Annotated in this window: 29 protein-coding genes; all 29 read right to left on the bottom strand. The window is 61.2% G+C overall.

Features of this window, described 5'->3' with window-relative positions; genetic code table 11:
- Nucleotides 1-24: 24 nt before the first annotated feature.
- A complete protein-coding gene (gene rpsK / locus ABDJ40_RS02655; protein WP_056194196.1) occupies nucleotides 25-429 on the bottom strand; it encodes a 30S ribosomal protein S11 in 405 nt (134 codons plus the stop codon).
- 29 nt (nucleotides 430-458) lie between these two features.
- On the bottom strand, nucleotides 459-824 hold the full coding sequence (gene rpsM, locus ABDJ40_RS02650; RefSeq protein ID WP_269631996.1) for a 30S ribosomal protein S13: 366 nt from the start codon (nucleotides 822-824) through the stop codon (nucleotides 459-461).
- Between the two features lie 34 nt (nucleotides 825-858).
- The gene (gene rpmJ, locus ABDJ40_RS02645) at nucleotides 859-972 is read right to left on the bottom strand and encodes a 50S ribosomal protein L36 (RefSeq protein ID WP_035036301.1); all 114 of its coding nucleotides are present in this window, start codon (nucleotides 970-972) and stop codon (nucleotides 859-861) included.
- A 58-nt stretch (nucleotides 973-1,030) separates the two neighbouring features.
- Entirely contained in the window at nucleotides 1,031-1,249 is a 219-nt protein-coding gene (gene infA, locus ABDJ40_RS02640) for a translation initiation factor IF-1 (protein ID WP_009855680.1), read from the bottom strand.
- A gap of 58 nt (nucleotides 1,250-1,307) precedes the next feature.
- On the bottom strand, nucleotides 1,308-2,618 hold the full coding sequence (secY, locus tag ABDJ40_RS02635) for a preprotein translocase subunit SecY (RefSeq protein WP_183104006.1): 1,311 nt from the start codon (nucleotides 2,616-2,618) through the stop codon (nucleotides 1,308-1,310).
- Between the two features lie 20 nt (nucleotides 2,619-2,638).
- On the bottom strand, nucleotides 2,639-3,076 hold the full coding sequence (rplO, locus tag ABDJ40_RS02630; RefSeq protein ID WP_183104005.1) for a 50S ribosomal protein L15: 438 nt from the start codon (nucleotides 3,074-3,076) through the stop codon (nucleotides 2,639-2,641).
- A 25-nt stretch (nucleotides 3,077-3,101) separates the two neighbouring features.
- A complete protein-coding gene (gene rpmD, locus ABDJ40_RS02625; RefSeq protein ID WP_183104004.1) occupies nucleotides 3,102-3,284 on the bottom strand; it encodes a 50S ribosomal protein L30 in 183 nt (60 codons plus the stop codon).
- 22 nt (nucleotides 3,285-3,306) lie between these two features.
- Nucleotides 3,307-3,825: a 30S ribosomal protein S5 gene (gene rpsE, locus ABDJ40_RS02620; RefSeq protein WP_347605702.1), complete on the bottom strand. Its 519-nt coding sequence runs from the start codon at nucleotides 3,823-3,825 to the stop codon at nucleotides 3,307-3,309.
- Nucleotides 3,826-3,846: 21 nt separating this feature from the next.
- Nucleotides 3,847-4,212, bottom strand: a complete 366-nt coding sequence (gene rplR / locus ABDJ40_RS02615; RefSeq protein ID WP_183104002.1) for a 50S ribosomal protein L18 — start codon at nucleotides 4,210-4,212, stop codon at nucleotides 3,847-3,849.
- A gap of 11 nt (nucleotides 4,213-4,223) precedes the next feature.
- Nucleotides 4,224-4,757, bottom strand: coding sequence for a 50S ribosomal protein L6 (gene rplF, locus ABDJ40_RS02610; protein ID WP_183104001.1), 534 nt, complete (start codon nucleotides 4,755-4,757; stop codon nucleotides 4,224-4,226).
- Nucleotides 4,758-4,776: 19 nt separating this feature from the next.
- Nucleotides 4,777-5,172, bottom strand: coding sequence for a 30S ribosomal protein S8 (rpsH, locus tag ABDJ40_RS02605; RefSeq protein WP_133605050.1), 396 nt, complete (start codon nucleotides 5,170-5,172; stop codon nucleotides 4,777-4,779).
- Nucleotides 5,173-5,195: 23 nt separating this feature from the next.
- On the bottom strand, nucleotides 5,196-5,501 hold the full coding sequence (gene rpsN / locus ABDJ40_RS02600; RefSeq protein ID WP_269632002.1) for a 30S ribosomal protein S14: 306 nt from the start codon (nucleotides 5,499-5,501) through the stop codon (nucleotides 5,196-5,198).
- Nucleotides 5,502-5,509: 8 nt separating this feature from the next.
- Entirely contained in the window at nucleotides 5,510-6,049 is a 540-nt protein-coding gene (gene rplE / locus ABDJ40_RS02595) for a 50S ribosomal protein L5 (protein WP_133605052.1), read from the bottom strand.
- 10 nt (nucleotides 6,050-6,059) lie between these two features.
- A complete protein-coding gene (rplX, locus tag ABDJ40_RS02590; RefSeq protein WP_269632003.1) occupies nucleotides 6,060-6,377 on the bottom strand; it encodes a 50S ribosomal protein L24 in 318 nt (105 codons plus the stop codon).
- Between the two features lie 25 nt (nucleotides 6,378-6,402).
- Nucleotides 6,403-6,771: a 50S ribosomal protein L14 gene (gene rplN, locus ABDJ40_RS02585; RefSeq protein WP_183103998.1), complete on the bottom strand. Its 369-nt coding sequence runs from the start codon at nucleotides 6,769-6,771 to the stop codon at nucleotides 6,403-6,405.
- 312 nt (nucleotides 6,772-7,083) lie between these two features.
- A complete protein-coding gene (locus tag ABDJ40_RS02580) occupies nucleotides 7,084-7,590 on the bottom strand; it encodes a peroxiredoxin (protein ID WP_347605693.1) in 507 nt (168 codons plus the stop codon).
- 148 nt (nucleotides 7,591-7,738) lie between these two features.
- A complete protein-coding gene (gene rpsQ / locus ABDJ40_RS02575; RefSeq protein ID WP_183103996.1) occupies nucleotides 7,739-8,008 on the bottom strand; it encodes a 30S ribosomal protein S17 in 270 nt (89 codons plus the stop codon).
- Nucleotide 8,009: 1 nt separating this feature from the next.
- Nucleotides 8,010-8,204, bottom strand: coding sequence for a 50S ribosomal protein L29 (gene rpmC, locus ABDJ40_RS02570; protein ID WP_183103995.1), 195 nt, complete (start codon nucleotides 8,202-8,204; stop codon nucleotides 8,010-8,012).
- Between the two features lie 14 nt (nucleotides 8,205-8,218).
- Entirely contained in the window at nucleotides 8,219-8,635 is a 417-nt protein-coding gene (gene rplP, locus ABDJ40_RS02565; RefSeq protein ID WP_183103994.1) for a 50S ribosomal protein L16, read from the bottom strand.
- A 2-nt stretch (nucleotides 8,636-8,637) separates the two neighbouring features.
- A complete protein-coding gene (gene rpsC / locus ABDJ40_RS02560) occupies nucleotides 8,638-9,459 on the bottom strand; it encodes a 30S ribosomal protein S3 (RefSeq protein WP_183103993.1) in 822 nt (273 codons plus the stop codon).
- 16 nt (nucleotides 9,460-9,475) lie between these two features.
- On the bottom strand, nucleotides 9,476-9,805 hold the full coding sequence (gene rplV, locus ABDJ40_RS02555) for a 50S ribosomal protein L22 (protein WP_183103992.1): 330 nt from the start codon (nucleotides 9,803-9,805) through the stop codon (nucleotides 9,476-9,478).
- 11 nt (nucleotides 9,806-9,816) lie between these two features.
- Nucleotides 9,817-10,092 carry a 30S ribosomal protein S19 gene (rpsS, locus tag ABDJ40_RS02550; protein ID WP_183103991.1) on the bottom strand — a complete coding sequence of 92 codons (276 nt, stop codon included), beginning with the start codon at nucleotides 10,090-10,092 and terminating at the stop codon, nucleotides 9,817-9,819.
- Nucleotides 10,093-10,105: 13 nt separating this feature from the next.
- Nucleotides 10,106-10,930 carry a 50S ribosomal protein L2 gene (rplB, locus tag ABDJ40_RS02545; protein ID WP_269632005.1) on the bottom strand — a complete coding sequence of 275 codons (825 nt, stop codon included), beginning with the start codon at nucleotides 10,928-10,930 and terminating at the stop codon, nucleotides 10,106-10,108.
- A complete protein-coding gene (gene rplW / locus ABDJ40_RS02540; RefSeq protein WP_269632006.1) occupies nucleotides 10,930-11,244 on the bottom strand; it encodes a 50S ribosomal protein L23 in 315 nt (104 codons plus the stop codon). The genes rplB and rplW overlap by 1 nt, the downstream gene beginning before the upstream one ends.
- Nucleotides 11,241-11,861: a 50S ribosomal protein L4 gene (gene rplD / locus ABDJ40_RS02535; RefSeq protein ID WP_183103988.1), complete on the bottom strand. Its 621-nt coding sequence runs from the start codon at nucleotides 11,859-11,861 to the stop codon at nucleotides 11,241-11,243. The genes rplW and rplD overlap by 4 nt, the downstream gene beginning before the upstream one ends.
- Complete coding sequence (gene rplC, locus ABDJ40_RS02530; RefSeq protein WP_183103987.1) at nucleotides 11,861-12,532, bottom strand: 50S ribosomal protein L3; 672 nt, start codon at nucleotides 12,530-12,532, stop codon at nucleotides 11,861-11,863. The genes rplD and rplC overlap by 1 nt, the downstream gene beginning before the upstream one ends.
- 331 nt (nucleotides 12,533-12,863) lie before the next feature.
- Nucleotides 12,864-13,175 (bottom strand): 30S ribosomal protein S10, encoded by a 312-nt coding sequence (gene rpsJ / locus ABDJ40_RS02525; protein ID WP_130434746.1) that lies wholly within the window; start codon nucleotides 13,173-13,175, stop codon nucleotides 12,864-12,866.
- An 89-nt stretch (nucleotides 13,176-13,264) separates the two neighbouring features.
- Entirely contained in the window at nucleotides 13,265-14,455 is a 1,191-nt protein-coding gene (tuf, locus tag ABDJ40_RS02520; RefSeq protein WP_183103973.1) for an elongation factor Tu, read from the bottom strand.
- A 237-nt stretch (nucleotides 14,456-14,692) separates the two neighbouring features.
- The gene (gene fusA / locus ABDJ40_RS02515; protein WP_347605682.1) at nucleotides 14,693-16,795 is read right to left on the bottom strand and encodes an elongation factor G; all 2,103 of its coding nucleotides are present in this window, start codon (nucleotides 16,793-16,795) and stop codon (nucleotides 14,693-14,695) included.
- Nucleotides 16,796-16,835 lie beyond the last annotated feature (40 nt).

Below are 16,835 nucleotides of genomic sequence, written 5' to 3'. Positions count from 1 at the left end.
CGCGATTATCGCAGCAAAATCGTCTTAGATGCGACGACGCTTTTGCGGACGGCAACCATTGTGCGGGACAGGCGTCACATCCGAGATCGAATTGATGCGGATGCCCAGCGCTGCCAGTGCACGAACGGAGGACTCGCGACCCGGGCCGGGGCCCTTGATCTTGACGTCCAGGTTCTTGATGCCCTGCTCTTGCGCAGCGCGGCCGGCCACTTCCGCTGCCACCTGGGCTGCAAAGGGGGTCGACTTGCGCGAGCCCTTGAAGCCCTGACCACCCGACGAAGCCCAGGACAGGGCGCCGCCTTGACGGTCGGTGATGGTGATGATGGTGTTGTTGAAAGAAGCGTGGACGTGGGCGATGCCGTCAGCCACGTTCTTCCGAACCTTCTTGCGAACGCGCTGGGCAGCCGAGTTGTTAGGTGCTTTTGCCATGGTGAGCTCTCTTCAGGGTTGCCGCTGGATCACTTCTTGCCGGTCGGCGCAGCCTTGCGCGGACCCTTACGGGTGCGGGCATTGGTGCGCGTACGCTGGCCGCGCATCGGCAGACCACGGCGGTGACGGAAACCACGGTAGCAACCCAGGTCCATCAGACGCTTGATGTTGATCGACATCTCACGGCGCAGGTCGCCTTCGATGGTCAGCTTGCCCACTTCCTCACGGATCTTTTCCAGATCGGAGTCATTGAGGTCCTTGACCTTCTTGTCGAACGGGATACCGCAAGCGTTGCAGATCTTCTGCGCGGTCGTACGGCCAATGCCGTAGATCGAGGTCAGACCGATCTCCGTGTGCTTTTGCGGCGGAATGTTGATACCAGCAATACGTGCCATTTGCGTCCTCTAATTCGCTCGTGTCGTGCAGCAATCAGCCTTGGCGCTGCTTGTGGCGCGGATCGGTACAGATCACACGCACCACGCCCTTGCGACGGATGATCTTGCAATTGCGGCACATCTTCTTGACGGATGCCGAAACTTTCATGGTCTGCTCCTTGACCTAATCTATTCGCTCAAACAGCGCGTCCGGGGGACAAATTCGCTCACTTCGCCCGGAACACGATGCGAGCACGACTCAAATCGTACGGCGTCAATTCAACGGTCACTTTGTCGCCAGGCAGGATGCGGATGTAGTGCATACGCATCTTGCCGGAGATGTGACCGAGAACGACGTGACCGTTCTCCAGCTTCACTCGAAACGTGGCATTGGGCAGGTTCTCGAGAATCTCACCCTGCATTTGAATGACGTCGTCTTTCGCCATGCCTCGTTGTCGCTTCAGTTGGTACGGTTGTTGATGGATCGGCTGACCGAGCTGACGCTCAGTTAGCCTTGAAATTTGCCTTCTTCAGCAGCGACTCGTACTGCTGACTCATTACGTAAGACTGCACCTGGGCCCAGAAGTCCATGGTCACCACCACAATAATCAGCAGCGAGGTGCCACCGAAATAGAAGGGGACGTTGTACTTCAGCGTCAGGAACTCAGGCAGCAGGCACACACCCGTGATGTAGATGGCACCCGCCATGGTCAAACGCGAAAGGATCTTGTCGATGTGCTTCGCGGTCTGCTCACCAGGACGAATCCCGGGGATGAAGGCACCGCTCTTCTTCAGGTTGTCCGCGGTCTCACGGCTGTTGAAAACCAGCGCCGTGTAGAAGAAGCAGAAGAAGACAATCGCAGATGCGTAGAGCAGCACGTAGATCGGCTGACCCGGACGCAGCATGTCCGCGATGTCCTTCAACCAGCGCATGCTGTCACCCGTGGCGAACCAGCTCACAAGCGTGGTCGGCAGCAGGATGATGGACGATGCGAAGATCGGCGGAATCACACCCGACATGTTCAGCTTGAGCGGCAGGTGCGACGATTGACCACCGTACACCTTGTTGCCCACCTGGCGCTTGGCATAGTTCACCAAGATCTTGCGCTGACCACGTTCGACGAAGACCACCAGCCAGGTGACACCGATGACGATCGCCACCACCACAAGGCAGGAGAAGATCGACATGGCACCCGTACGCACCAGCTCCAGCAGGCCGCCGATGGCGCCCGGCAGACCTGCAGCGATACCGCCGAAGATCAGGATCGAGATGCCATTGCCCAGGCCGCGCTCGGTGATCTGCTCACCCAGCCACATCAGGAACATGGTGCCAGCCACCAGGCTGCTGACAGCGGTCAGGCGGAAGCCAAAACCGGGCGCCAGCACCAGACCAGGCGAGCTTTCCAGGGCCAGCGCAATGCTGAGACTCTGGAAGATCGCCAGGCCCAGCGTGCCATAGCGTGTGTACTGCGTGATCTTGCGACGACCGGCCTCGCCTTCCTTCTTCAGCGCTTCCAGACTCGGCACCACGTAACCCATCAGCTGGATCACGATGGAGGCCGAGATGTAGGGCGTGATGCCCAGCGCGAAGACGGTAAAGCGCGACAGCGCACCGCCAGAGAACATGTTGAACAGGCTCAGGATGCCACCCTGCTGGCCCTTGAAGAACTGCTGAAGCTGGACAGGATCGATACCGGGCACGGGGATATGCGCCCCGATGCGGTAAACGACCAGAGCCAGCAACAGGAACACAAGCCGGCGACGCAGGTCACCGAACTTGCCGCTCTTGGCCAGTTGATTCGGGTTGGTAGCCACTGTTGCCTGATCCTTGAGCTTTACTCAGCAGCGACGGAGCCGCCAGCGGCTTCGATCGCAGCCTTTGCACCGGCCGTGGCGCCCACGCCCTTCAGCGTGACCTTGCGGCTGATCTCGCCCGACAGAATGACCTTGACGGCCTTCGTGAGTTCGGGAACCAGGCCAACAGCCTTCAGCGTCAGCAGGTCGATTTCGTCACCGGCCAGGCCTTGCAGATCGCTCAGGGTGATCTCGGCATTAAACGGCAGCGTCAGCGACTTGAAGCCACGCTTGGGCAGGCGACGATGCAGGGGCATCTGACCGCCTTCGAAGCCAACCTTGTGGAAGCCGCCAGCACGCGACTTCTGGCCCTTGTGGCCGCGGCCGCAAGTCTTGCCCAGACCGGAGCCGATGCCACGGCCCACGCGACGCTTGGCGTGCTTGGCACCAGCGGCAGGCTTGATGGTGTTGAGTTGCATTTCTAGTCCTCAGTTCGCGCCGTGCTTACAGCACCTGCACGAGGTAGGCAATCTTGTTGATCATGCCGCGCACAGCAGGCGTGTCCTCGAGGACACGGGTGCTGTTCATCTTGCGCAGGCCCAGACCGGTCACGGTGGCGCGGTGCGAGGCACGGCAGCCGATCGGGCTGCGCACGAGCTTGACCGTCAGAGTTTTCTTGTCAGACATCTGTCTCTCCAATCCTGGCGACTCAGTTGAAGATTTCTTCAACGGTCTTGCCGCGCTTGGCTGCGACTTCAGCGGCCGTGGTCGAGCGCTTCAGGGCGTCCAGGGTGGCACGAACCATGTTGTAAGGGTTGGTCGAACCGTGGCTCTTGGTCACGATGTCGGTCACGCCCATCACTTCGAAGACGGCACGCATCGGGCCGCCAGCGATCACGCCGGTACCGGCAGGAGCCGGAGCCATCATGACGCGCGAAGCACCGTGCTCACCCACCACGTTGTGGTGGATCGTGCCGTTACGCAGGTTCACCTTGACCATGTTGCGGCGAGCCGATTCCATGGCCTTCTGCACGGCGACCGGAACTTCCTTCGCCTTGCCCTTGCCCATGCCGATACGGCCATCACCGTCGCCGACCACGGTCAGTGCTGCGAACGACAGCGTACGGCCGCCCTTCACCACCTTGGTCACGCGGTTCACCGCGATCATCTTCTCGCGCAAACCGTCGTCACGACCTTCGTCCTGCACGCGGGGTTGAAACTTTGCCATGTTCATCAATCCTTTTTGCGCTTAGAACTGCAGGCCGGCTTCGCGGGCAGCTTCGGCCAGGGCCTTGATACGGCCGTGGTAGGCGAAGCCAGCGCGGTCGAACGCCACCTTCTCGACGCCAGCAGCCTTGGCCTTCTCGGCGATGCGCTTGCCGATCAGCGTGGCAGCGGCCACATTGCCACCCTTGCCTTCGCCACCCAGCTGGGCGCGGACGTCCTTCTCGGCCGTCGAGGCGCTGGCCAGGACGCGAGTGCCATCTTCGGAGATGACGCTGGCGTAGATGTGCAGGTTGGAGCGGAAAACCGTCAGGCGGGCGACACGTTGCACTGCGATGCGGGCACGGGTCTGGCGCGAACGACGGATGCGCTGTTCTTTCTTGGTCAACATTGCGCGGCTCCTTACTTCTTCTTGGTCTCTTTGAGGGAGACCTTTTCATCGGCGTAGCGGATGCCCTTGCCCTTGTAGGGCTCGGGAGGACGGATGGCGCGCACTTCGGCGGCAATCTGACCCACCACTTGGCGATCGGCACCCTTGATCAGGATTTCGGTCTGGGTCGGGCATTCCACCTTGATCCCAGCCGGCATGTCCTTCACCACGGGGTGAGAGAAACCGATCTGCAGGTTCAGCTTCTGGCCTTGAGCCTGGGCGCGGTAACCCACGCCAACCAGGTTCAGCTTCTTCTCGAAGCCCTTGCTCACGCCGTTGACCATATTGGCCACCAGGGCGCGGAAGGTGCCGCTCATGGCGTCAGCTTCAGCAGAAGCGTCAGCCGGACTGAAGCTCAGCTTGCCGCCTTCGTTCTTGATCGCGACCAGGGGGTTGGCTGCACGAACCAGCGTACCCAGGGCGCCCTTCACGCTGATTTGCTCAGCGGAGATCGTCACATCCACGCCTTGCGGGAGTGCGACCGGCATTTTTCCAACGCGGGACATTGTCTGTCTCTCCTTGCGCTTAGGCGACGTAGCAGAGCACTTCGCCGCCGATACCGGCTTGACGTGCCTTGCGGTCGGTCATCACACCCTTGGGGGTGGTGACGATCGCCACACCCAGGCCATTCATGACCTGCGGGATGTCGTGGCGGCCCTTGTAGATGCGCAGGCCAGGACGGCTCACGCGTTCGATGCGCTCGATCACCGGACGACCGGCGTAATACTTCAGCGCGATCTCGAGTTCGGGACGGGCTGCATCGCCACGCACCGCGAAACCGTCGATATAGCCCTCGTCCTTGAGGACCTTGGCGATCGCAACCTTCAGCTTGCTGGAAGGCATCACGACGCTGGCCTTCTCAACGCTTTGAGCGTTGCGAATGCGAGTCAGCATATCGGCGATAGGATCACTCATGCTCATACGAAATCTCCTAAACCTGCCGATTACCAGCTTGCCTTGACGACACCAGGAATGTCGCCCTTGAAAGCCAGTTCACGAATCTTGTTACGGGCCAGACCGAACTTGCGGAAGGTGCCACGGGGACGACCGGTCAGCTCGCAGCGGTTGCGCAGGCGAGTGGGGTTGGCGTTGCGGGGCAGCTTCTGCAGCTCCAGGCGAGCGGCGTAGCGCTCTTCATCGGACTTCTTGGAGTCGTCGATGATGGCCTTCAGTTCTGCATACTTCTTCGAGAACTTGGCGACCAGTTGTTCGCGCTTCAGCTCACGTTGCTTGATCGAGAGTTTTGCCACGGATCACCTCAGTTCTTGAACGGGAACTTGAACGCGGCCAGCAGGGCCTTCGCTTCGTCGTCCGTCTTGGCAGTCGTCGTGATGCTGATGTTCAGACCACGCAGAGCATCCACCTTGTCGTATTCGATTTCGGGGAAGATGATCTGTTCCTTGACGCCGATGTTGTAGTTGCCGCGGCCGTCGAAGGAACGACCGGAGATACCACGGAAGTCACGCACGCGCGGCAGGGCGATGGTCACGAAGCGATCCAGGAATTCATACATCTGGACGCCACGCAGAGTGACCATGCAACCGATAGGCACGCCGTCACGAATCTTGAAGCCGGCGATGGCCTTCTTGGACTTGGTGACCACGGGCTTCTGGCCGGCGATCTTGGTCAGGTCGCCCACGGCGTGATCCATGACCTTCTTGTCCGCCACGGCTTCACTGACACCCATGTTCAGGGTGATCTTGGTGATGCGCGGCACTTCCATCACGGACTTGTAGCCGAACTTCTCGGTCAGGCCGGGGACGACTTTTTCGCGATAAAACGCTTGCAAACGAGCCATGTCGAACCTCTTAAGCCTTGATCTCTTCGCCGGTCGACTTGTAGACGCGCACCTTCTTGCCGTCGTCGAGCAGCTTGATGCCCACGCGATCGGCCTTGCCGGAGGCGGCGTTGAAAATCGCCACGTTGGATTGATGGATCGGCATCGTCTTGTCGACCACGCCGCCGGTGGTGCCCTTCATGGGGTTGGGCTTGGCGTGCTTCTTCACGACGTTCACGCCGTCCACGATCAGGTGGTCAGCATCGACACGCGAAGCGACAACGCCCCGCTTGCCCTTGTCGCGGCCGGTCAGCACGATGACCTCGTCGCCCTTACGAATCTTGTTCATGGCAGTACCTTTGACTTGACGAGGCTTACAGCACCTCGGGCGCCAGCGACACGATCTTCATGAAGCGCTCGGTACGCAGTTCGCGCGTGACCGGGCCAAAGATACGGGTGCCGATCGGCTCCAGCTTGGCGTTCAGCAGAACGGCGGCATTGCCGTCGAACTTCACCAGCGAACCGTCTTGGCGACGCACGCCCTTGGCGGTGCGCACGACCACAGCGCTGTAGACCTCGCCCTTCTTGACGCGGCCTCGCGGAGCAGCTTCCTTGATGCTGACCTTGATGATGTCGCCAATGCCGGCATACCGACGCTTGGAACCACCAAGCACCTTGATGCACTGAACGGACTTGGCGCCAGTGTTGTCCGCGACATCCAGTCGCGATTGCATTTGAATCATGTCTGTCCCCAACTTTTCCCGCCTCGACCTGCTGCGACCATCGCAACAGACCAAACCGGTCAGTCTTGGGCCCGTAAGCCTTTAGCACCCACCGACACAACTTGTGTGCCAGCCAGCGCCTTCAGCGGTTGAGGGCGGATCCGAGGCCGAGACGCACCGCATGATGCGCCCAACGTTCGGCGAAGCATTAGATTGTGCCAGTGAAGTGGGAGCAATGTCAAGCTCCCACCGCACTGAAACTCGGACGCCCCCTCTAAACAGCAGGGCGCCCGGTCTTGATCTGTCAGGGCAGCCTTGTGCTGCCGCGGGAGATCAGGCCTTGAGCTGCGCGAGCATGGTGTCAGCGCCGCTGACTTCAAACTTGCCGGGCGCTTCGACATTGATCGTCTTCACGACGCCGTCCACCACGAGCATGCTGTAACGCTGCGAACGCAAGCCCATGCCGCGCGCCTGCAGGTCCAGGGTCAGGCCGGCTGCGCGCGTGAAGTCAGCGCTGCCATCAGCAATGAAGCGCACCTTGCCAGCCGCGCCGAGCTCGCGAGCCCAGGCACCCATGACGAAGGCGTCATTGACGGAGACACACCAGATCTCATCGGCGCCCGCAGCCTTGAGGGCGTCCGCCTGCTGGATGTAGCCGGGCGCATGCTGGGCCGAGCAGGTCGGCGTGAAGGCACCAGGCAGGGCGAAGATGGCAATGGTCTTGCCGGCAGCGGCCGCAGCAGCATCAAAGCCATTCGGGCCGATGGAGCAGCCATTGCCCTCCACTTCCACGTATTCCTGCACGGTGGCACTGGGCAGCTTGTCGCCAATCTTCAGCATGAGAGTCTCCTCAAAAGCAAAGCCCGGCGCATGCGCGGCCGGGCAGAAAGTAAAAAACGGTCGGCCGCCAGTATCACCAGCGATCCGACCGTTTGCAGGGCCTGAGGCGCAAGACCCCAGGGATCCTGCGCCTTTGACCAAAGAGGCCTTAGACGGCTTCTGCCTTCTCGACCAGGCGGGTCACGACCCAGCTCTTGGTCTTGGACAGAGGACGGCCTTCGGCGATCTCGACCACATCACCCATTTTGTACTCGCCCTTTTCATCGTGGGCGTGGTACTTGCGGGAACGGGCCACGATCTTGCCGTAGAGCTCGTGCTTGGTGCGACGCTCAACCAGGACCGTGACGGTCTTGGCGCGCTTGTCGCTCACCACGCGACCCACCAGGGTGCGGGTGTTCTTTTCTTGAGCTTGCGTCATATCAGGCCCCCTTCTTCTTTTCGGCCAGCACGGTCTTGACGCGAGCGATGTCGCGACGGATCTTGCCCAGCTGAGTGGTGTTGCTCAGCTGTTGGGTGGCCTTTTGCATGCGCAGGCCGAAGTGGGCCTTGAGCAGATCGGTCACTTCCTTTTCCAGGGCAGCGACATCCTTGCCACGCAGTTCAGATGCTTTCATGGTGATCTCTCCAATCAGAGGCCGACCTGGCGCGCCACGAAGGTGCAACGCAGGGGCAGCTTTGCAGCAGCCAGCGTGAACGCTTCGCGAGCCAGGGCTTCCGGCACACCGTTGATCTCGTAGAGCACCTTGCCGGGCTGGATTTCAGCGACGTAGTACTCCGGATTGCCCTTACCGTTACCCATACGGACTTCGGCGGGCTTCTGGGAGATGGGCTTGTCCGGGAAGATGCGGATGAAGATACGACCACCGCGCTTGATATGGCGCGAGATTGCACGACGAGCCGCTTCGATCTGGCGAGCCGTCAGACGGCCGCGCTCAGTGGCCTTCAGGCCGAAGTCACCGAACGACACATTGGCGCCGCGAGTGGCCACGCCAGTGTTACGACCCTTCTGCTCTTTGCGGAATTTGCGACGAGCGGGTTGCAGCATGTTTATTCTCCTTTGGCCTCGCCAGCAGCGGGGGCCTTGCGGACCACGCGCTTAGCGCCGGGCTTGTCGCCACCGTCGGCGGGCTTGTCAGCGCCGGGACGGCCACGGCCACCCGGAGCGCCCGGACGGGCGTTGCGACGCGGACGACGATCATCTTCAGCGCCAGGGGGCGTGTTGATCACGGGAGCCTCGCCATTGGCCAGGCGGTCACCGCGGTACACCCACACCTTCACACCGATGACGCCGTAGGTCGTCTTGGCCTCGGAGAAGCCATAGTCGATGTCGGCCTTCAGGGTATGCAGAGGCACGCGGCCTTCGCGATACCACTCGGTACGAGCGATTTCGATGCCGTTCAGACGGCCGGCGGACATGATCTTGATGCCCTGGGCGCCCAGACGCATTGCGTTCTGCATCGCACGCTTCATGGCGCGACGGAACATGATGCGCTTTTCCAGCTGCTGGGTGATCGAGTCGGCGATCAGCTGAGCATCGATTTCGGGCTTGCGCACTTCTTCGATGTTCACGGCCACCGGCACGCCCAGACGCTTGGTCAGTTCGGCCTTCAGGTTTTCGATGTCCTCGCCCTTCTTGCCGATCACCACACCCGGACGAGCCGAGAAAATGGTGATGCGGGCGTTCTTCGCGGGACGCTCGATCAGGATGCGCGACACGGCGGCATTCTTCAGGCGCTGCTTCAGGTACTCACGAACTTGCAGATCCTCAGCCAGCATCGTGGCGAAGTTCTGGTTGTTCGCGTACCAGCGCGAAGCCCAGTTACGGGTGACAGGCAGGCGGAAGCCGGTCGGATGGATTTTCTGTCCCATAGTCTTCCTCTTGGCCTCAGTTACCGACCGACACGAAGATGTGGCAGGTGGGCTTGCTGATGCGGTTGCCGCGGCCCTTGGCGCGAGCCGAGAAGCGCTTCAGCGTGGTGCCTTGCTCCACATAGATCGAGGTGACCTTCAGCTCATCAATGTCAGCGCCGTCATTGTGCTCGGCGTTGGCGATGGCACTTTCCAGCGCCTTCTTGATGATGAGTGCCGCCTTCTTCTGGGTGAATTCCAGGATGTTGAGCGCCTGGTCCACCTTCTTGCCGCGGATCAGGTCCGCCACCAGACGGCCCTTGTCGGCCGACAGGCGGACACCGCGAACGATTGCACGGGTTTCCATCGTCTCAATCCTTATTTCTTGGCCTTCTTGTCACCAGGGTGACCCTTGAAGGTGCGGGTCAGCGCGAACTCACCCAGCTTGTGACCGACCATCTGGTCAGACACATAGACCGGCACGTGCTGCTTGCCGTTGTGCACCGCGATCGTCAGCCCGATGAATTCGGGCAGGATCGTCGAGCGGCGCGACCAGGTCTTGATGGGCTTCTTGTCCTTGTTGGCCACAGCCTTGTCGACCTTGGCCAGCAGGTGATGGTCCACGAACGGACCCTTCTTGAGGGAACGAGCCATGTTGGTCTACCCCTTACTTCTTGCGACGCGAAACGATGAACGTCTGCGTGCGCTTGTTGTTACGAGTGCGGTAGCCCTTGGTGAGGGTGTTCCACGGCGACACAGGCGCCTGGCCTTCACCGGTACGGCCTTCACCGCCACCGTGCGGGTGATCAACCGGGTTCATGGCGGTACCACGGACGGTCGGGCGGATGCCCTTCCAGCGGATGGCGCCGGCCTTGCCGTATTGACGCAGGCTGTGCTCTTCGTTGCTCACTTCACCAATGGTGGCGCGGCAGTCGATGTGGACACGGCGGACTTCACCCGAACGCAGACGGATCTGGGCGTAGACGCCATCACGAGCCATCAGGACAGCGGAAGCACCTGCCGAACGCACCATCTGAGCACCCTTGCCAGGCAGCATTTCCACGCAGTGGATCGTCGAACCCACGGGGATGTTGCGGATGGGCAGGGTGTTGCCAGCCTTGATCGGAGCCTCGGCACCGCTCAGGATGGTGGAACCGACTTCCAGGCCACGCGGAGCGATGATGTAGCGACGTTCGCCGTCGGCGTAGCACACCAGAGCGATGTGAGCCGTACGGTTCGGGTCGTACTCGATACGCTCGACCTTGGCGGGGATCGCGTCCTTGTTGCGACGGAAGTCCACCACGCGGTAGTGGTGCTTGTGACCACCGCCCTTGTGGCGCATCGTGATGTGGCCGTTGTTGTTACGGCCAGACTTTTGCTTTTGCGGCTCCAGCAGCGACGCTTCGGGAGCGCCCTTGTGCAGGTGCTTGTGCACCACCTTCACCACGCCACGACGGCCAGGCGAGGTCGGCTTTACTTTAACGACAGCCATTACGCAGCCTCCCCGGAGAAGTTGAGCTCTTGGCCAGCCTTCAGGGACACATACGCCTTCTTGACGTGGTCACGACGGCCGATACGGCCGCCAAAGCGCTTGACCTTGCCCTTGGTGTTCACCACGCTCACGGATTCGACTTCAACCTTGAACATCAGTTCAACGGCAGCCTTGATCTCGGGCTTGGTGGCGTCACGCAGGACCTTGAACAACACTTGGTTGTGCTTCTCAGCAACCAGGGTGGCCTTTTCGGACACGATGGGAGCCAGCAGCACCTGGGCCAGACGGCCTTCTGCAAACTTCGGGGCGCTCATGCCAGCATCTCCTTGAGTTGCTCCATTGCGGCCTTGGTCACCAGCACCTTCTTGTAGAAGACCAGCGACAGGGGATCGGCGTAACGGGGCTCGACAACCAGCACGTTGGCCAGATTGCGCGAAGCCAGCGCCAGGTTGTCATCCACCTGGTCAGCGATCAGCATCACGGATTCCAGACCCATGGCCTTGAACTTGGCAGCCAGCAGCTTGGTCTTGGGGGCTTCGACGGAGATCGAATCCACCACGGCCAGGCGGCCTTCGCGGGCCAGCTGAGAGAGGATGGCGGCCATGCCGGCGCGATACATCTTCTTGTTCAGCTTGTGCGAGAAGTTTTCTTCCGGCAGGTTCGGGAAGATGCGACCACCCCCACGCCACAGCGGCGAGGAGGTCATACCGGCGCGAGCGCGGCCGGTGCCCTTCTGGCGGAAAGGCTTCTTGGTCGAGTGCTTGACCTGTTCGCGGTCCTTTTGAGCGCGGGTGCCTTGGCGGGCATTGGCCTGGAAGGCCACGACCACCTGGTGCACCAGGGCTTCGTTGTATTCGCGAGCGAAGACGGTGTCAGGCGCGTCCACCTTGGAGGTGGCCTGACCCTGCTCGTTCAGAAGCTCGAGCTGCATCAGTTGGCCTCCTTCTTGACCTTGACCTTGACAGCGGGACGCACGACCACATGGCCGTTCTTGGCGCCCGGCACGGCACCCTTGACCAGCAGCAGCTGACGAGCTTCGTCAACGCGCACGATGTCGAGGTTCTGGGTGGTCACGGTCTCGTCGCCCATGTGGCCGGACATCTTCTTGCCCGGGAACACGCGACCCGGATCCTGCGCCATCGAGATGGAGCCCGGGACATTGTGCGAACGGCTGTTACCGTGGGAAGCGCGCTGCGAACCGAAGTTGTGGCGCTTGATGGTGCCGGCAAAGCCCTTACCAATCGAAGTACCTTGCACGTCGACCTTCTGGCCGGCGGCAAACAGGGTCACGGGCACCTGAGCGCCAGCCTTGTATTCGGCGGCGACGTCAGCTGCGACGCGGAATTCCTTGAGGATTTCACCGGCTTCCACACCCGCCTTGGCGAGGTGGCCGGCTTCCGGCTTGGTCACGCGAGAGGCCTTGCGTGCACCGAACGCCACTTGAATGGCGCTGTAGCCGTCAGTCTCTTCGGTCTTGACCTGGGTCACGCGGTTGTTGGACACGTCCAGCACGGTCACGGGAATGGCGTCGCCATCGTCCGTGAAGATGCGCATCATGCCCACCTTGCGGCCCAGCAATCCGAGACGATTGCTAAGACTCATGTTTTTTCTCCAGCCCCTTTCGCCGCCAGGCCAAAGCCCCGCAGCTCCAAGAGCCATTTACAAACACCCGACAACGATTGGTCGGGCTGACCAAACACCGCTTGGAACTCACCCCTCGGGCCGGTAAAGGCGCCCCAAGGCACGCATCCAGGCGATGCACTAAAGCCGCGCTGGCGGGAACCAGCGCGGAAAAGTCTGCGAGTATAGCGTCAACCCTGAGCGGGCCGCAAGCGGCGTCACATCGGGGTCAAGAAAAAAGGGCAACCTGGAGGTTGCCCTTCTCACGCTTGGGTGGCGGAATGGCCCCAAGGACCACTCTCACCAGGCCGCATTACTGCAGCTTGATTTCCACGTCCACGCCAGCCGGCAGGTCCAGCTTCATCAGGGCGTCAACCGTCTTGTCGGTCGGGTCGACGATGTCCATCAGACGCTGGTGGGTGCGGATTTCGAACTGGTCGCGCGAGGTCTTGTTGACGTGCGGCGAACGCAGGATGTCGAAACGCTCCAGGCGGGTCGGCAGGGGCACGGGGCCCTTGACGATGGCGCCGGTACGCTTGGCGGTGTCCACGATTTCCAGAGCCGACTGATCGATCAGCTTGTAATCGAAGGCCTTCAGGCGGATGCGGATCTTTTGCTTTTGCATGACTGTTCCTTCAAAGAGCATGCGGCGGTGACGCCGCGTAAATGGTGATGACAGGCGGCCCCCAGGGCCGCCCGAGAGTCACGCAGGAATTACTCGATGATGGTGGCAACCACGCCCGAGCCGACGGTACGGCCACCTTCGCGGATAGCGAAGCGCAGACCTTCTTCCATGGCGATCGGAGCGATCAGCTTCACGGTGATGCCGACGTTGTCGCCGGGCATGACCATTTCCTTGTCCTTCGGCAGCTCCACGGCACCGGTCACGTCCGTGGTACGGAAGTAGAACTGGGGACGGTAGTTGTTGAAGAACGGGGTGTGACGGCCGCCCTCTTCCTTGCTCAGAACATAGATCTCAGCGGTGAAGTGGGTGTGCGGCTTGATCGTGCCGGGCTTGGCCAGCACTTGGCCGCGCTCGACGTCTTCACGCTTGGTGCCGCGCAGCAGGATACCGACGTTGTCGCCAGCCTGACCTTGGTCCAGCAGCTTGCGGAACATTTCCACGCCGGTCACGGTGGTCTTTTGCAGATCACGGATACCGACGATTTCGATTTCTTCGCCGACCTTGATGATGCCGCGCTCGACGCGACCGGTCACCACGGTGCCACGGCCAGAGATCGAGAACACGTCTTCCACCGGCAGCAGGAACGCGCCGTCCACGGCACGCTCAGGCTGGGGGATGTAGCTGTCCAGAGCGTCAGCCAGGCGCATGATGGCCTGCTCGCCCAGATCGCCCGTGTCGCCTTCCAGCGCCAGCTTGGCCGAACCCTTCACGATCGGGGTGTCGTCGCCGGGGAAGTCGTACTTGCTCAGCAGCTCGCGGACTTCCATTTCCACCAGCTCCAGCAGCTCGGCGTCGTCCACCATGTCGCACTTGTTCAGGAAGACGATGATGTACTTCACACCGACCTGACGCGCCAGCAGGATGTGCTCGCGGGTCTGGGGCATCGGGCCGTCAGCGGCCGAGCACACCAGGATCGCGCCGTCCATCTGGGCAGCACCCGTGATCATGTTCTTCACATAGTCAGCGTGGCCCGGGCAGTCCACGTGAGCGTAGTGGCGATTGGCGGTCTCGTACTCGACGTGCGCGGTGTTGATCGTGATGCCACGAGCCTTTTCTTCCGGCGCTGCGTCAATCTGGTCGTAGGCCTTGGCCTCGCCGCCGAACTTCTTCGACAGCACGGTCGCGATAGCAGCCGTCAGCGTGGTCTTGCCATGGTCAACGTGACCAATCGTGCCCACATTCACGTGCGGCTTGGTACGTTCAAACTTGCCTTTTGCCATTTCAATTCTCCAAAAAGAGCATTCATCCAGTCTGAGGGTTTAGCGTTTCCGCCGAGGCCTTGTTCCCTGCCGGCTGGCAAGCAGGAGACTCTCGACGAAGACGATTCATGCCCCACCACTGCGGCCCGAGGAAGGCCCAACGGGCCGACACCTCGCATGGAGCCCGAGGATCCGGCTTCGCCGGTCCTACGGGCTCGCCCCCTTGAGGGGGCCGCCGCAGGCGGTAGGAAGTGGTCTTTACTTGGCGCGAGCGGTAATGATCGCGTCGGCCACGTTCTTCGGAGCTTCGCTGTAGTGCTTGAACTCCATGGTGTACGTGGCGCGGCCTTGCGACATCGAGCGCAGGGTGGTCGAGTAGCCGAACATTTCCGACAGGGGGACTTCGGCCTTGATGACCTTGCCACCACCGACCATGTCATCCATGCCCTGGACCATGCCGCGACGGCTGGACAGATCGCCCATCACGTTGCCGGCGTAGTCTTCCGGGGTCTCGACTTCCACAGCCATCATCGGCTCGAGGATCACGGGGCTGGCGCGACGGCAGCCTTCCTTGAAGCCCATCGAAGCGGCCATCTTGAACGCGTTTTCGTTCGAGTCCACATCGTGGTACGAACCGAAGGTCAGGGTGACCTTCACGTCCACGACGGGGAAGCCCGCCAGCACGCCGTTCGGCAGGGAATCGATGATGCCCTTCTCGACCGCCGGGATGTATTCGCGAGGCACCACACCGCCCTTGATGGCGTCGACGAACTCGAAGCCCTTGCCGGCTTCTTGCGGCTCGACCGTCAGCACGACGTGACCATACTGGCCCTTACCGCCCGACTGACGAACGAACTTGCCTTCGACGTCGGTAGCGGTCTTGCGGATGGTTTCGCGGTAGGCCACTTGAGGCTTGCCCACGTTGGCTTCCACGCCGAATTCGCGCTTCATGCGGTCGACAATGATTTCCAGGTGGAGCTCGCCCATGCCGGAAATGATGGTCTGACCGGACTCTTCGTCGGTACGCAGACGGAAGGAAGGATCTTCTGCAGCCAGACGACCCAGAGCCAGACCCATCTTTTCCTGGTCAGCCTTGGTCTTGGGTTCCACGGCCTGCGAGATCACGGGCTCAGGGAAGACCATCTTTTCCAGGGTGATCACGGATTCCGGATCGCACAGCGTTTCGCCGGTGGTGACGTCCTTCAGACCCACGCAGGCAGCGATATCACCGGCCAGAATTTCCTTGATTTCTTCACGCTGGTTGGCGTGCATCTGCAGGATACGGCCGATACGCTCCTTCTTGCCACGGATCGGGTTGTACACGGTAGCGCCGGATTGCAGCACGCCCGAGTACACACGAACGAAGGTCAGCTGACCGACGTACGGGTCGGTCATCAGCTTGAAGGCCAGCGCGGCGAACTTTTCGCTGTCGTCGGCCTTGCGGGTGGCCGGCTGCTCGTCTTCGTCGGTGCCGTTCACCGGGGGAATGTCCACCGGAGAGGGCAGGAAGTCGATCACGGCATCCAGCATGCGCTGCACGCCCTTGTTCTTGAAGGCGGTGCCGCAGAGCATCGGCTGGATTTCGGTGGAAATCGTGCGAGTGCGCAGGGCGAGCTTGATCTCTTCCTCGGACAGGTCACCCGTCTCGAGGTACTTGTTCATCAGCTCTTCGGTGGCCTCGGCAGCAGCCTCGACCATCTTCTCACGCCACTCTTGAGCGACGGAGACCAGATCGGCCGGGATGTCCTCGTAGCTGAACTTCATGCCTTGGGAAGCTTCGTCCCAAATGATGGCCTTCATCTTCAGCAGGTCCACGACGCCCTTGAAGTTGTCTTCAGCGCCGATGGGGATCACGATGGGCACAGGGTTGGCCTTCAGGCGCGTCTTCATCTGGTCGACGACCTTGAAGAAGTTGGCACCGGTACGGTCCATCTTGTTCACGAAGGCCAGACGCGGCACCTTGTACTTGTTGGCCTGGCGCCAGACGGTTTCCGACTGGGGCTGCACGCCGCCCACGGCGCAATAGACCATGCAGGCACCGTCCAGCACGCGCATGGAACGCTCCACCTCAATGGTGAAGTCCACGTGCCCCGGGGTGTCGATGATGTTGAAGCGGTGCTCCGGGTAGGACATGTCCATGCCCTTCCAGAAGCAGGTGGTTGCAGCGGAGGTGATCGTGATGCCACGCTCCTGCTCCTGCTCCATCCAGTCCATGGTGGCGGCGCCATCATGCACTTCACCGATCTTGTGGTTCACACCGGTGTAGTACAGGATGCGCTCGGTCGTCGTGGTCTTGCCGGCATCGATGTGCGCCGAAATACCGATATTGCGGTAGCGCTCGATGGGGGTCTTGCGGGCCATGATCTTGCTCCAGATGCAGTGAGCCGCCAGCGGGTCAGTA

It is taken from the genome of Roseateles flavus, assembly GCF_039872765.1.
Classification (GTDB): domain Bacteria; phylum Pseudomonadota; class Gammaproteobacteria; order Burkholderiales; family Burkholderiaceae_C; genus Roseateles_B; species Roseateles_B flavus.
The sequence above is the reverse complement of the archived record's forward strand: the minus strand, read 5'-3'. Positions and strand labels throughout refer to the sequence as shown.

Bases quoted from the DNA above. Each gene is read 5' to 3' on its own strand.
- rpsC (WP_183103993.1), bottom strand. From the start codon at position 9,459: ATGGGACAGAAAATCCATCCGACCGGCTTCCGCCTGCCTGTCACCCGT.
- rplD (WP_183103988.1), bottom strand. From the start codon at position 11,861: ATGCAGCTCGAGCTTCTGAACGAGCAGGGTCAGGCCACCTCCAAGGTG.
- rpsE (WP_347605702.1), bottom strand. From the start codon at position 3,825: ATGGCAAAGTTTCAACCCCGCGTGCAGGACGAAGGTCGTGACGACGGT.
- rplX (WP_269632003.1), bottom strand. From the start codon at position 6,377: ATGAACAAGATTCGTAAGGGCGACGAGGTCATCGTGCTGACCGGCCGC.
- rpsS (WP_183103991.1), bottom strand. From the start codon at position 10,092: ATGGCTCGTTCCCTCAAGAAGGGTCCGTTCGTGGACCATCACCTGCTG.
- rpsQ (WP_183103996.1), bottom strand. From the start codon at position 8,008: ATGACGCAAGCTCAAGAAAAGAACACCCGCACCCTGGTGGGTCGCGTG.
- rplV (WP_183103992.1), bottom strand. From the start codon at position 9,805: ATGGAAACCCGTGCAATCGTTCGCGGTGTCCGCCTGTCGGCCGACAAG.
- rpmC (WP_183103995.1), bottom strand. From the start codon at position 8,204: ATGAAAGCATCTGAACTGCGTGGCAAGGATGTCGCTGCCCTGGAAAAG.
- rpmD (WP_183104004.1), bottom strand. From the start codon at position 3,284: ATGTCTGACAAGAAAACTCTGACGGTCAAGCTCGTGCGCAGCCCGATC.
- rplW (WP_269632006.1), bottom strand. From the start codon at position 11,244: ATGAGCGCCCCGAAGTTTGCAGAAGGCCGTCTGGCCCAGGTGCTGCTG.
- fusA (WP_347605682.1), bottom strand. From the start codon at position 16,795: ATGGCCCGCAAGACCCCCATCGAGCGCTACCGCAATATCGGTATTTCG.
- rpmJ (WP_035036301.1), bottom strand. From the start codon at position 972: ATGAAAGTTTCGGCATCCGTCAAGAAGATGTGCCGCAATTGCAAGATC.
- rplO (WP_183104005.1), bottom strand. From the start codon at position 3,076: ATGCAACTCAACACCATCAAGCCTGCCGCTGGTGCCAAGCACGCCAAG.
- rplE (WP_133605052.1), bottom strand. From the start codon at position 6,049: ATGGCTCGTTTGCAAGCGTTTTATCGCGAAAAAGTCGTCCCCGGCCTG.
- rplN (WP_183103998.1), bottom strand. From the start codon at position 6,771: ATGATTCAAATGCAATCGCGACTGGATGTCGCGGACAACACTGGCGCC.
- tuf (WP_183103973.1), bottom strand. From the start codon at position 14,455: ATGGCAAAAGGCAAGTTTGAACGTACCAAGCCGCACGTGAATGTGGGC.
- rplP (WP_183103994.1), bottom strand. From the start codon at position 8,635: ATGCTGCAACCCGCTCGTCGCAAATTCCGCAAAGAGCAGAAGGGTCGT.
- ABDJ40_RS02580 (WP_347605693.1), bottom strand. From the start codon at position 7,590: ATGCTGAAGATTGGCGACAAGCTGCCCAGTGCCACCGTGCAGGAATAC.
- rpsK (WP_056194196.1), bottom strand. From the start codon at position 429: ATGGCAAAAGCACCTAACAACTCGGCTGCCCAGCGCGTTCGCAAGAAG.
- rplC (WP_183103987.1), bottom strand. From the start codon at position 12,532: ATGAGTCTTAGCAATCGTCTCGGATTGCTGGGCCGCAAGGTGGGCATG.
- infA (WP_009855680.1), bottom strand. From the start codon at position 1,249: ATGGCGAAAGACGACGTCATTCAAATGCAGGGTGAGATTCTCGAGAAC.
- rplF (WP_183104001.1), bottom strand. From the start codon at position 4,757: ATGTCCCGCGTTGGAAAAATGCCGGTCGCACTCCCGCAAGGCGTGGAT.
- rpsJ (WP_130434746.1), bottom strand. From the start codon at position 13,175: ATGCAAAAGCAAAAGATCCGCATCCGCCTGAAGGCCTTCGATTACAAG.
- rplB (WP_269632005.1), bottom strand. From the start codon at position 10,930: ATGGCTGTCGTTAAAGTAAAGCCGACCTCGCCTGGCCGTCGTGGCGTG.
- rpsH (WP_133605050.1), bottom strand. From the start codon at position 5,172: ATGAGCATGAGTGATCCTATCGCCGATATGCTGACTCGCATTCGCAAC.
- rplR (WP_183104002.1), bottom strand. From the start codon at position 4,212: ATGTTGACCAAGAAAGAACAGCGCATCCGTCGTTCGCGCCAGACCCGT.
- rpsM (WP_269631996.1), bottom strand. From the start codon at position 824: ATGGCACGTATTGCTGGTATCAACATTCCGCCGCAAAAGCACACGGAG.